The following is a 12,723-nucleotide window of genomic DNA, read 5'->3' on the forward strand; positions in this document are numbered from 1 at the left end:
CTAATTAGCACAAAGCACGAAAATGTGAATAAAATCGTAGCTTAGAAAAAAATTACACCCGAAAACGGGAATCAGGGATGAAAACATGAGCGATCGCGAAGTCGATCAGCAATTGGTAGAGCGTGTTCAAAAAGGAGATAAACGCGCATTTGATTTGCTTGTTAGCAAATATCAAAGAAAGTTATCTCGTTTGTTGTCACGCTTCGTAAGAGACCAAGATGAAATTGATGATGTTGCACAAGAGGCATTTATTAAAGCCTACCGTGCCCTACCATCCTTTCGTGGTGAAAGTGCGTTTTACACTTGGTTATATCGAATTGCGATCAATACTGCTAAGAATTACTTAGTTTCGGCTGGACGTAGGGTATCCACATCTTCTGTGACTGAAATCGATGAAGATGAATCCTTGGATATGGCAGAGCAAGTACCTGATCTGAATACACCAGAAACTGATTTAGCGAACAGACAAATTATTAGTACGGTTAACGAAGCAGTTGAAAGACTGCCGGAAGAGCTAAGGACAGCCATTACACTTCGTGAAATGGAGGGCCTTAGTTATGAAGAAATTGCTGAAGCAATGGGATGTCCAATCGGAACAGTACGTTCTAGGATTTTTCGGGCACGAGAAGCGATTGCAAACGATTTAAAACCGCTAATCGAGCAGAAGCAAAATAGAAGATGGTGATGAATATGATGAACGAAAGAATTTCTGCATTAATGGACGGTGAGTTATCAGGTGAAGAAGCTGCCGCTGTTCTTGAATGGATAAAACATAATCCAGAAGCAGCAGAGGTTTGGGCTTCTTACCATGTCATTGGTGAGTCATTGAAACATCACGACTTCTTGGCTAGCAATATACGCTCTCGTGTAGCGAGTCGATTGGAACAGGAGCCAACGATTCTTTCCCCTGCGAGTTATTCCAAGCCGGTGAAAAGAACGTGGATTGCACTTTCTGCGGCCGCATCTATCGCTGCGGTCGCTGTATTGGGTGTGGTTAGTTTTCAACGTACACATCAAGCAGAACAGCAAACGGTGGTTGTTGCTCAAAAAACGAATAACTTAGATTTAAACCCTTACTTAGCAGCGCACCAACAATATGCCGCGCAAGCGGGGGGGCGACCGCAAGTTCGTCCTGTGTCAATGGACAATCCGGAGGGATTGTCTAAATGAGAGTGAGTAATATCGCTATTGGGGTTGCCTGTGTTATTGCTGGTTCTGTTGCTTATGCCGGTCAGTCGTTAACGCCACAAGAAGCGATCCAACTGCTGACAAAAGTAAATAATGCATCAAGGCAAATGACTTTTTCAGGTCTATATGTCTATCAGCGTGGCGGAATGGTCGAAACGTCTCGAATCAGCCATGCAGTAATTGGTGGGACCCATTTTGAAAAAATTGAAACTGTAGATGGTCCGCCGCAAGAGTTAATTGTTCAAAATGATGCAATGTCTTGCTATGTGCCTAGTCAACATGATGCGCCGATTGATTTGCGCGCAAGTGATCATTTTTTTCCAAGCGTATTGCCGGCAGATATCAAGCAGTTATTAACCAATTATCAAGCAATGAAGCAAGATGTAGAGCGTGTGGCAGAAAATGATTGCCAAATGATTCTATTGGTTCCAAAAGATAACTTAAGAAATCCTTTTAGATTTTGCTACGAGCCTTCTACCGGAGTGATTCTTAAATCTCAACGATTTAATGACAACAAAGAGCTTTCTGAGCAAATGGCATTTTCTCAGATTAAGCTAGGTGGTGAGTTAGATCGTTCGGCTTTTAAACCAAAATTTCCGAAAAAAATTGGCACTTGGCAGCGACAAAGTAAAGTACCGCAACCAGATGATATCTTGGTTAACTATAAGAACTTACCTGCTGGTTTTAAGTTAGTGCATGGTGGTAAACGGCAGTTTCCTGGTAAATCAAAACCGATTTCACATTACCTCTTTTCAGATGGTCTATCCTCTGTTTCCGTTTTTGTGGATAAGTCAGCAGAAGATGCATCTGTACAGAATGGTTTGACAAGAAAAGGCGCTACAAATGTCTATGTTGAGTCAGAAGGTAATGTGGTGATGATGATTTTGGGAGAGGTGCCTCCTTCGTCTGTGCAACTTTTTGGTCTTGGACTTGAAATCAAGAAATAACATGCGATAACTAAAGTAGATCGCAATTCAATTTGTTAACTGGTAGTCAATTCAATGTTTGCTTGGGCAGAAAAGAAAAAATTAATCAATCAGACAATCGGTGTTTTTGTTTTAACTTTTTCTTTTCAAGTCCAAGCGTTAGATTTGCCTGATATCACAGATTTGGTTGAACGCCAGTCTCAAGTTGTTGTTAACATCAATACAACACAACCACTCTCAGACCTTAAGAGGTCGACGTTAGAAAGTGACTTAGCTACCGAGTACGTTAAAAAGAATTTCCCTCAGGTTTTAAAAGAGGTGAAAAACCAGTCCTTAGGTTCTGGCTTATTAATCAGTTCAGATGGGTATGTCGTTTCTTCTTCTCGTAATATTGAAGGTGTGGATGATATAACTGTAAAACTTGCGGATAAACGTGAGTTTAAAGCACGATTGATTGGTGTTGATAGAAGGCTTGATTTAGCATTGCTAAAAATACCTGCTACCAATGTTCCTAAAGCAAATATAGCAGATGTAGATCGCATAAAGTTGGGTGAGTGGGTTGTTGCTATTGGTGCGCCGTTCGCTGGGGATAGTGCAGTTTCCTTAGGTGTTGTCTCGTCAAAAGGTCGCTCTATTTCAGAAGATCTTTATATTCCATTTATTCAATCTGATTTATCCACTTCTTCAGGTAGTGCATTGTTCAATAGCAGGGGCGAAGTGGTCGGTGTAAATGCACAGATTGGTTCAAGCAATATCAACAATCGAAGTGCATCATTTTTTATTCCCATCGATATGGTGCTTGACGTTGTCACCCAATTAAAAGCAAATGCTAAGCTAACATCTGGAAAATTAGGATTGGTCATCCAGAATCTAGTAAGGGATCCGGCAGATGCAACGACAACGGAAAAAAACACCGGCGTTTTAGTCGTCTCTGTAGATAAGAACTCGTTGTTAGATAAAGCCGGTTTAAAGGCTGGCGACATTATCCTTAGCCTCAATGGTAAGCCGGTTATATCAGCGATAGAGTTCCAAAAAACGATTGGTTTATTAAAGACGGGTGCACGGGGAAGTCTATCTATTCAGCGTGCTACAGCAACTAAAGAGATTTCATTTGCTATTGCAGAGCCTGTTGATGAAAAGTCTGTGCAGATCGAGCGCAACAAGGCAGTCAACAAGCCAGACTACTCGGGGCGATTGGGGGTCTCATTAACTGAACTCAATGCCAATCAAAAGAGAGTGTTAGATATTCCATTTGGGCTTGTTGTCTCTGATGTTCAGCCTGTTGCGCAAAAGGCTGGAATGCAGGAGGGGGATGTGGTGATTGGCATCAATAATGAGTCTATTAAATCGTTAGTACAGTTTAATCAGTACCTCGATCGTGCAGTCAAAGGAACGGTCATTGCGCTTTTGGTAAAGCGCGAAGATAGTACATTGTTTATTCCTGTTAAAATCCAGAATTAAGACTTTACGAGTTGTTACAACAATGAATAAACCCACGCTTACCCTCTATGTAAAAGAGTACTGCTCTCTATGCCAAGAGATGTTCCAACAGTTACAAAGCTATTCAGATAGAATAACTTTGACTGTGGTTGATATAGATGATGATGATGAACTAGAGGAAAAGTATGCTCAACTCATTCCTGTGTTGATGTCCGCAGAGGGTGAAATTTGCCATTATCATCTACACGTACAACGTCTTGATGCTTATTTGTCCAAGATTGGTTAAAATAGCAAGTTGAATGCTTAAGTAACATAAGGGCACTTTTGTGCCTTTTGTTTTATCTACCAAGAGAGTCTGCTCTCTTTAATAACAATGATTGGCTGTTTTCATCAATGGAACATATTCGTAACTTTTCTATCATTGCTCACATCGATCACGGTAAATCGACGCTAGCCGATCGTTTTATCCAATTCTGCGGTGGACTAGAAGCGCGAGAGATGTCATCGCAAGTGCTGGATTCAATGGATATTGAAAAGGAGCGCGGTATTACGATTAAAGCCCAAACTGCGGCGTTATCGTATAAAGCATTAGATGGAAATGTGTACAATCTAAACCTAATTGATACTCCTGGACACGTTGACTTTTCTTACGAAGTTAGCCGGTCTTTAGCTGCTTGCGAAGGGGCATTGTTGGTTGTTGATGCTTCTCAGGGTGTGGAAGCACAAACCGTAGCAAACTGTTATACCGCGATTGAGCAAAATGTAGAGGTTGTACCAGTACTTAACAAAATTGATTTGCCTGCCGCAGAGCCAGAGCGTGTTAGTGAAGAAATTGAAGATATTATTGGTATCGATGCGACTGATGCGGTAAGAGCTTCTGCAAAAAGTGGCATCGGTATTCAAGACATCCTTGAGACAGTTGTAGCTAAAATCCCACCTCCTAAAGGCGATTTAACCGCACCACTAAAAGCACTGATTATTGATAGTTGGTTTGACAACTATGTAGGCGTTGTGATGTTGGTCAGAGTGGTTGATGGTGAGCTGAAACCAAAAGATAAAATTTTGTTCATGAGCTCAAAGGCTCAGTATCTTTGCGAACAAGTTGGTGTGTTCACGCCAAAATCTGTGCAACGGACTTCGCTAAAAGCAGGTGAAGTAGGGTTCGTGATTGCAGGCATTAAAGAACTAAAAAATGCAAAGGTCGGTGATACTATTACGATCGCAAACAAGCCAGCTTCTGAAGCTTTACCTGGTTTTAAAGAAATCAAATCTCAAGTGTTTGCCGGTTTATATCCTGTTGAAAGTCATGATTATGAGAACTTACGTGACTCATTGGAAAAGCTGCAACTAAACGATGCGAGTTTGCATTTTGAACCCGAGGTGTCACAAGCCTTAGGGTTTGGTTTCCGTTGCGGCTTTTTAGGCCTACTTCACATGGAGATTGTGCAAGAGCGTCTAGAGCGTGAGTTTGATATGGATTTGATTACAACCGCGCCGACAGTGGTTTATCAAGTTCAAATGAAAGATGGCGAATTGCTTGAAGTAGAGAACCCTTCAAAACTTCCTGACTTAGCCAAGGTCGAAGAGATCCGTGAACCGATTATTACTGCTCATATTCTAGTTCCTCCAGATTATCTAGGGGCGGTAATGACCTTGTGTAATAACAAGCGTGGCGTTCAAAAGAATATGCAGTATTTAGGTCGACAAGTAATGTTGACTTATGATTTGCCAATGAATGAAGTCGTGATGGATTTCTTCGATAAACTGAAATCCGTTAGCCGTGGCTATGCTTCTCTAGACTATGATTTTAAAGAGTTTTTGCCTGCAGATTTGGTTAAGCTAGATATCTTGGTAAACGGTGATAAGGTTGATGCGTTGTCGTTAATTGTGCACCGTGCCAACAGTGTGTACAGAGGTCGTGAGTTAGTTAGCAAAATGCGTGAACTGATTCCTCGCCAAATGTATGACGTGGCGGTTCAGGCGGCGATTGGTGCAAACATTATTGCACGTGAAAACGTTAAGGCGATGCGTAAAGACGTTTTGGCAAAATGTTATGGTGGTGATATTACGCGTAAGAAGAAACTGCTAGAAAAGCAAAAAGCTGGTAAGAAACGTATGAAGCAAGTGGGTAATGTGGAGATTCCACAAGAAGCCTTCTTGGCAATTTTGCAAGTTAGTGACAAATAAGCCTTACAACAATTAAAAAAGGAATATAGATGAATTGGATGGCCATGTGGTCGATTGCCGCTGTTGTCGGGATCGTTTTGGTTGTTGTTGGTTCAAAATCACCAAGATCTGAAACCGGAGAGGCACCAGCAGCTTTACAATTTGGCTATATGGCCTTAGTTGTTGGGCTTTTTGGTTTGGTGGGTTATCAAACTAGTCTAGCGCTAGCAATGCTTCTTTTTGTGCTGATTTCCGGTGTGGTGTGGGTACTTGATAAATGGGTATGGGCTAAAAAGCGAGCGAAAGACCAACGTCAGCATGATGCAGTTGAGCTTTTAGCTGGTTTGTTTCCGGTGATTGGAGTGGTATTTGTTGTTCGCTCTTTCTTGTTCGAACCTTTTACCATTCCTTCGAGCTCAATGCGTCCGGGCCTCATCCCTGGTGATTTTATTTTAGTAAATCGCTTTGCTTATGGTGTTCGTGTTCCCGTATCAAATCAGGTGATGATTGATACAGGTAAGCCAGCAAGAGGGGATGTGATGGTATTTCACTATCCTCCAGAACCAACTAAAGACTTTATCAAGCGTGTTGTTGGATTACCTGGTGATGAAGTGCTTTATAAGAATAAGCAGTTATTCATCAATAATAAGGAAATTCCGCAGGAATGGGTTGGTGATGCTGAATACCCAAGAGATGGACAATTCTTGCCTGTACCAGTAAAGCAGTTTAAAGAAACGCTTGGAAATGCAACGCATTTGATGCAGCAAGTTGAAGGAGCTCCTTCGGTCAATCATTTAGGTGTTCAACAGTTTCCACATAGAGAAAACTGTAGTTATGCGTTAGATGATTCATGGTTTAAATGTAAGGTTCCTGCTGGTCAGTACTTTATGATGGGTGATAACAGAGATGATAGTTCAGATGGCCGCTACTGGGGGTTTGTGCCTGACGAAAATATAGTGGGTAAAGCGGTGGTTATCTGGTTTAATTGGCCAGAGTTAAGTCGTGTCGGTACTGTAATTCGTTAAGCTTAATGAGGGTTCCATAATGAGATTTTTGCAAAACAAGAAAAAGCAAGCTGGTGTTTCCCTGCTCGGAGTCTTATTTTGGGGCGTGTTTATTGGGGCTGGCGTGTTGTTAGGATTTAAAGTTTTCCCGGGTTACTCGGAATTCATGGAAGTAAAACGTGCATTATCTCGTACGGCGGAAAAAGGTGGTCAGCCGAATGATCTGCGAGATAGTTTCGATAAAAATGTACAAGCCGGCTATATTAAAACAATCAGTGCTAAGGATTTGATTATTGAGCCAGTAGGCCAAAATTTTAGACTTAGCGTGTCGTACCAGTATAAAGTGCCATTAATAGCTAATGCCACATTGATATTGGATTTTAATTCAAGTGCTCAAACGGGTTCTTGATCAACAGGTAAGTGAATGCAAAGAAAAGAAAATGAACAGGTGCTTCAGGAGTCAATAGGGTATCAGTTCAAAAAACAAAGTTTATTAAGGCAGGCTCTCACACACAGAAGTTATGGGATTCCTCATAATGAAAGGTTAGAGTTTTTAGGCGATAGTGTATTGTCACTGTCGCTTTCTGCTTTATTGTATGACCGTTTTCCGTTGTTATCTGAAGGCGAACTTTCTCGCATGCGTGCTAATTTGGTGAATCAACAGGCACTTTGTGAGATCGCCTCTAAGCTCAATGTTGGCGAAATGTTGTGGTTAGGAGAGGGTGAGCTAAAAAGTGGCGGCCGTTCTAGACCTTCCATTTTAGCCGATGCATTAGAAGCCTTGATGGGAGCAATTTACTTAGATGGTGGATTGCCAGCAGCAAAAAATTGGATAGATCAATTGTATCTCCCAATGCTTGATTATCTTGATCCTAAAACTGTTGGTAAAGACCCTAAAACACTACTTCAAGAGTTTTTGCAGGGACGTAAGTTACCGTTGCCACTTTATCGTGTAATAAAAACGGAAGGTGCTGTTCATGAGCAGCAATTCGAAGTGGAATGTGAAGTGTCAAAATTTAATCTGAAAATTGTTGCGGTAGGACTAAGCCGGCGTTTGGCTGAACAAAAAGCGGCGGCAGAAATGCTTCCTGTCATTGAAGGTATTTTAAAGAACAAAAAGCATGGATGAAATTAAGCAAGATCAAATGGATGAATCTCAAGAGGCGGGATTTCGCTGCGGATATGTAGCGATTGTAGGCCGACCAAACGTTGGTAAGTCAACCTTGCTAAATCATCTTGTTGGCCAGAAGATTAGTATTACATCTCGTAAGGCACAAACAACGCGTCATCGAATTACGGGCATTTTCACCGATGAGAAATGCCAGTTAATTTATGTAGATACCCCTGGTTGGCAGACGAAACATCGTACAGCTATGCACCAGGCAATGAATAGAAGTGTGACTTCTGCATTGAATGCAATCGACGTGGTTTTGTTTGTAATTGAAGCTGGACGCTACACCAAAGAAGATGAAGATGTATTAAAAAGATTGCCAGCCAAAGTGCCTGTTGTGCTTGTGATTAATAAGGCGGATCGTCTAAAAGAGGACAAGCCAAGATTACTAGCATTTATGAAGGAAATGTCAGAGAAGCATTCTTTTGCTGCGATTGTGCCTGTGATTGCGCAATATGGTCATAAATTAGATGTGTTAACAGAAGCATTTATGCCATGCATTCCTGAGGGGGATGCCATTTACGATGAAGATCAAATTACTGATCGCAGTGAACGCTTTTTGGCCGCTGAAATCGTGCGTGAAAAAATCTTCCGCTTGTTAGGTGATGAACTGCCATACGCAATGAATGTCTTTATCGAGAAGTTTGAAATTGAGGGCTCTCTTCGACGCATTCATGCCGCTGTAATGGTGGATAAGCCGGGCCAAAAAGCTATTTTGATTGGTAAAGGTGGCGAGAAACTAAAGCGGATAGCGACAGAGGCTCGCATCGATATGGAAACACTGTTTGATGGTAAGGTGTTTTTACAGGTGTGGGTAAAAGTTAAAGGTGGCTGGGCGGATGATACACGAGTACTTCGTGAGTTCGGGTTCGAATAATTCGTTGCGTCACTCATAAATATCTATCGGCATGCATAAAAAAGATGGAAAGGTTGAGGCGCAAAAGGGGTATGTGATACATACATACCCCTATAAAGAAACTAGTCTCATCCTAGATGTGTTCACTGAGCAATATGGACGTGTCTCCATTGTCGCAAGGGGGGCACGGCGCCCAAATTCTGCAATTCGTTCAGTCTTATTGCCTTTTCAATTACTGGAATTTAGTTGGTTTGGTAAGTCTGAGCTCAAAACACTTCATAAAATAGAGTGGTGTGGCGGTGTTAGGGCGTTAGCGGGTAATGCGCTTATTAGTGGCTATTACTTAAATGAATTATTGATTGCCTTGCTCCCAAAAGAAGACTCGATAGAGCCTCAATTCTTTTGGACTTATCACCATACGGTTAAGTCACTTGCAGACGAGATATTTGAGCATTCTGCAATTCGATATTATGAATTGGCTTTGCTTAGGAGTGCAGGGTATGGTTTTCATGCAGTGATAGAGGAGCATGCGCTACCAATATTGCCAGAAAAAACTTATCGCTACCGATACGAATATGGAATTGGCTTGCATGATGGAGTTCTCACTCCGCTGGATTTCTCTATCACTGGAGAGTTGATTCAGGTATTGTCTAAGGGTGACGTGATTGAAAAGCATTTAAGAAAAGAAGCGCGGCAATTTCTCGCTTGGCTACTTAAATTTGCTTTACCAGAACAACACTCCCTTCAGAGTCAGGTTTTAATTCAAAAAATTTATGCACTTCAAGACTGAAACTCATCAGTCTCCTCTTACTCGAGATAACTACATGACTGTCGTGACTCAGCATATACCCCTTGGGCCTATTATTGTCGATATTGCTTCAACTGAATTAACTTCGTTGGAAAGAACTCGATTAAAACACCCAATGGTAGGGGGGGTGATTTTATTTGCTAGAAACTTCGAGTCAATTGAACAACTGATTAAGTTAACTGCAGAGATTCGAGCCATAAGAAAGCCTTCGCTGTTGATTTCGGTTGACCATGAAGGGGGGCGGGTTCAACGTTTTAAAAAGGGCTTCACTAGAATTCCTGCGATGTCGGTGTTTGGGGAGTTATGGGCACAGGACGAATACAAAGCAAAAACGTTGGCCGAAAAAACAGGCTATGTCCTTGCTGCCGAGTTAAGGGCGTCAGGTGTTGATTTTAGTTTTGCGCCAGTCTTGGATTTGGATTTTGGTCGTTCTTCAGTGATTGGTAATCGTGCGTTTCATTCTAATCCGCAAGTGGTAGCAAGCATTGCAAAATCGGTGATTAGAGGGATGAAGTTGGCAGGAATGCATCCATGTGGAAAACATTTTCCGGGTCATGGGTATGTAGAGGTGGATTCACATGTTGGAATACCTTCAGACGACAGGGGGTACGAAGACATTCACTCGGCTGACATTTATCCGTATCGGCAGTTGTTTGATGCTGGCTTAACTGCGATCATGCCTGCACATGTCATTTATTCTAAAGTGGATGCTAAGCCAGCAGGGTTCTCGCGTGTTTGGTTGCAAGAGATATTAAGGTCGAGGCTGGGGTTTGACGGCGTGATCATTAGTGATGCTTTAGATATGGAAGGCGCATCATTTGCAGGATCCACTTTTACACAGCGTGTGGCAACGGCGATTGATGCAGGTTGCGATTTAGTATTGGCAACAAATCGACCGGAAGATACAGATCGAATGCTGGAAGAGTTAAAGCTGCCAGTTAATGCTGTTTCGCTGACGAGGCTGGCAAGATTGCATGGGGAGCCAGATCCGCATCTTACTTGGGAAAAATTGAAAAATGACATTGCATTTCAAGCCACTAGACTTGAAGTCTCAGCTCTAGTTGGGGAAAAAACAGATGCGATGTGGGGTGCTAACGTGGGAGAGTAGCCAGCTCGGCAAAAGAAGCGTTGCTTAGAATTAACTCTCTAAGTTGAACGAGGAGGCTGGCTGTAGCTCCCCAAATATAAAAACCGTTATACGCGATAACATGAATGGTATGTTCTTTTTGCCATCGGATAATTTTTTCCTTTTTGAGGGCATCAGGATTAAGTAGTTGTAGTAAAGGTAGTTCAAAAACTTGCTCTACTTCACTTGTTGAAAGGTTGTAGTGGGCCTTTCGGCTGATGAGGCCGATAATTGGATGGATATTAAATTGGCTAACAGTTGGTAGCGGTAATAGGGCTCCGATTGGTCGAATGTCTTCTCTGGCAATTCCTATTTCTTCAAAGGTTTCACGCAGCGCTGTTTCTGTTGTGCTTCTATCTGATAAATCAACTTTCCCTCCCGGAAAGCAAACTTGCCCCTGGTGCGATGGCAAATTCAGACTGCGCTTGGTGAGTAATATATTTATTTTTCCATCATCAATAATAAATGGGATAAGCACTGCTGCTTGACGTAACTCAGAAGCTGGTTCGACTAAAGTTGGATTGCTAAGGCTACGTGAAAAACAAGAGGTCAGTAACTGTGTTAATTCCTCCTTGTTTAATCTATCGATTGCCGACCATAGTTGGAAAGTATTCATAATAACTAAATCCGTTGGATCACCTAATTCTAATACATTTTGCTATAGGTGTATTTGCTTTCATGATTGATGAAAAGCCTAGTTTGAGGTACAATATCAAGGTTTAAAAAGCACAACAGCGGGATAGGCTAAGCGCCTGTCCCGTTTCTATAAGTAGCAGTAGAAAATTCAATTCTACTGCTTTCACTTGTCTGGCTGAGCGATCGCACTTATCTGGTGCGAATCAGTTGGCAGGTTTTGTAAACGTCAGGATAAGGAGCAACCAGTGTCTCAACATCAGCCCGCCATTCTTGCATTAGCCGACGGGACGGTGTTTCGCGGCGTCTCAATTGGCAGCGCCGGCGTGACCGTAGGCGAGGTGGTTTTTAATACCGCCCTGACCGGATATCAAGAAATTCTGACTGACCCTTCATATACAAAACAAATTGTAACCCTTACCTATCCTCACATCGGTAATGTTGGTGTGAATAGCGAAGATGCTGAAGCTGGTGGTGTATATGCCTCCGGGTTGGTCATCAGAGATTTGCCGCTTTTGGTTTCAAACTGGCGTTCAGAAATGTCTCTGCCAGATTATTTAAAGCAACATAATGTTGTCGCAATTGCTGATATTGATACCCGTAAGCTAACCCGTATTTTGCGTGAAAAAGGTGCGCAAAACGGGGTGGTTATGGCTGGTCATATTGATGAGCAAAAAGCAGTTGAGCTTGCAAAAGCAGCTCCTTCAATGGCTGGTCAAGATCTTGCTAAAGTGGTTACGACTAAAGCAGCTTACGAATGGACTCAAGGTGAGTGGCGTTTAGGCGAGGGCTTTGTAGAATCTTCAGATAAGCCTTACCATGTAGTTGCTTTTGATTACGGTGTAAAACGTAATATTCTGCGCATGTTGGCTCATCGTGGTTGTAAAGTGACCGTATTGCCTGCGACAGCAACTGCTGAAGAAGCATTGTCCTACCAGCCTGATGGTGTGTTCTTAAGCAATGGGCCTGGAGATCCAGAACCATGCGATTATGCAATTAAAGCCATTCAAACCATATTGACAACAGGCGTACCTGTTTTCGGTATTTGCTTAGGACATCAATTGCTAGGCTTGGCCTCTGGTGCTAAAACAGTAAAAATGAAGTTTGGTCATCATGGTGCCAACCATCCTGTACAAGACTTAGATAGCAAACAAGTGCTTATCACTAGCCAAAACCATGGTTTTGCAGTTGATCAAACAACATTGCCAGCTAATTTACGTCCAACACACGTTTCATTGTTTGACGGGTCTCTGCAAGGGATTGAGCGTACAGATGTGCCTGCGTTCTCGTTTCAGGGCCATCCAGAAGCAAGTCCTGGCCCACATGATGTTGCTTATCTTTTTGATAAGTTCATTACTGCAATGGAAAAACGTAAGCAGTAAGTCCCGTCTAAAAGGAGTTTGAG

At 42.2% G+C, this 12,723-nt stretch carries 14 protein-coding genes; 13 read left to right on the forward strand and 1 reads right to left on the reverse strand.

Annotated elements, in window-relative coordinates; translation table 11 throughout:
• The first annotated feature begins 85 nt into the window (after positions 1–85).
• From rpoE to nagZ, 12 genes are all read left to right on the forward strand, one after another.
• Positions 86–685 (forward strand): RNA polymerase sigma factor RpoE, encoded by a 600-nt coding sequence (gene rpoE, locus LIN78_RS01570; RefSeq protein ID WP_227177796.1) that lies wholly within the window; start codon positions 86–88, stop codon positions 683–685.
• A gap of 5 nt (positions 686–690) precedes the next feature.
• Complete coding sequence (locus LIN78_RS01575) at positions 691–1,170, forward strand: sigma-E factor negative regulatory protein (protein ID WP_227177798.1); 480 nt, start codon at positions 691–693, stop codon at positions 1,168–1,170.
• Positions 1,167–2,135 carry a MucB/RseB C-terminal domain-containing protein gene (locus LIN78_RS01580; RefSeq protein ID WP_227177800.1) on the forward strand — a complete coding sequence of 323 codons (969 nt, stop codon included), beginning with the start codon at positions 1,167–1,169 and terminating at the stop codon, positions 2,133–2,135. Before LIN78_RS01575 ends, LIN78_RS01580 begins: the two co-directional genes overlap by 4 nt.
• A 54-nt stretch (positions 2,136–2,189) precedes the next feature.
• Positions 2,190–3,575 carry a trypsin-like peptidase domain-containing protein gene (locus LIN78_RS01585; protein ID WP_227177802.1) on the forward strand — a complete coding sequence of 462 codons (1,386 nt, stop codon included), beginning with the start codon at positions 2,190–2,192 and terminating at the stop codon, positions 3,573–3,575.
• A gap of 22 nt (positions 3,576–3,597) precedes the next feature.
• Positions 3,598–3,840 carry a glutaredoxin family protein gene (locus LIN78_RS01590; protein ID WP_227177804.1) on the forward strand — a complete coding sequence of 81 codons (243 nt, stop codon included), beginning with the start codon at positions 3,598–3,600 and terminating at the stop codon, positions 3,838–3,840.
• A 107-nt stretch (positions 3,841–3,947) separates the two neighbouring features.
• Complete coding sequence (gene lepA, locus LIN78_RS01595) at positions 3,948–5,741, forward strand: translation elongation factor 4 (protein ID WP_227177806.1); 1,794 nt, start codon at positions 3,948–3,950, stop codon at positions 5,739–5,741.
• A gap of 29 nt (positions 5,742–5,770) precedes the next feature.
• Positions 5,771–6,745: a signal peptidase I gene (gene lepB / locus LIN78_RS01600; RefSeq protein ID WP_227177808.1), complete on the forward strand. Its 975-nt coding sequence runs from the start codon at positions 5,771–5,773 to the stop codon at positions 6,743–6,745.
• A gap of 19 nt (positions 6,746–6,764) precedes the next feature.
• The gene (locus LIN78_RS01605) at positions 6,765–7,133 is read left to right on the forward strand and encodes a DUF4845 domain-containing protein (RefSeq protein ID WP_227177810.1); all 369 of its coding nucleotides are present in this window, start codon (positions 6,765–6,767) and stop codon (positions 7,131–7,133) included.
• A gap of 15 nt (positions 7,134–7,148) precedes the next feature.
• The gene (gene rnc / locus LIN78_RS01610; protein WP_227177812.1) at positions 7,149–7,853 is read left to right on the forward strand and encodes a ribonuclease III; all 705 of its coding nucleotides are present in this window, start codon (positions 7,149–7,151) and stop codon (positions 7,851–7,853) included.
• Complete coding sequence (era, locus tag LIN78_RS01615; protein ID WP_227177814.1) at positions 7,846–8,772, forward strand: GTPase Era; 927 nt, start codon at positions 7,846–7,848, stop codon at positions 8,770–8,772. The genes rnc and era overlap by 8 nt, the downstream gene beginning before the upstream one ends.
• A 31-nt stretch (positions 8,773–8,803) precedes the next feature.
• Positions 8,804–9,541, forward strand: a complete 738-nt coding sequence (recO, locus tag LIN78_RS01620; RefSeq protein WP_227177816.1) for a DNA repair protein RecO — start codon at positions 8,804–8,806, stop codon at positions 9,539–9,541.
• Positions 9,542–9,575: 34 nt separating this feature from the next.
• A complete protein-coding gene (gene nagZ / locus LIN78_RS01625) occupies positions 9,576–10,667 on the forward strand; it encodes a beta-N-acetylhexosaminidase (RefSeq protein ID WP_227177817.1) in 1,092 nt (363 codons plus the stop codon).
• On the opposite strand, the gene LIN78_RS01630 is transcribed toward nagZ, so the two are convergent.
• Positions 10,651–11,301, reverse strand: a complete 651-nt coding sequence (locus LIN78_RS01630; protein WP_227177819.1) for a CoA pyrophosphatase — start codon at positions 11,299–11,301, stop codon at positions 10,651–10,653. The two genes, nagZ and LIN78_RS01630, sit on opposite strands and share 17 nt — an antisense overlap.
• Positions 11,302–11,566: 265 nt before the next feature.
• Between LIN78_RS01630 and carA the strand changes: the two genes are divergently transcribed.
• Positions 11,567–12,700 (forward strand): glutamine-hydrolyzing carbamoyl-phosphate synthase small subunit, encoded by a 1,134-nt coding sequence (gene carA / locus LIN78_RS01635; protein ID WP_227177822.1) that lies wholly within the window; start codon positions 11,567–11,569, stop codon positions 12,698–12,700.
• The last annotated feature ends 23 nt before the right edge of the window (positions 12,701–12,723 follow it).

The organism is Leeia speluncae (genome assembly GCF_020564625.1).
GTDB lineage: Bacteria > Pseudomonadota > Gammaproteobacteria > Burkholderiales > Leeiaceae > Leeia > Leeia speluncae.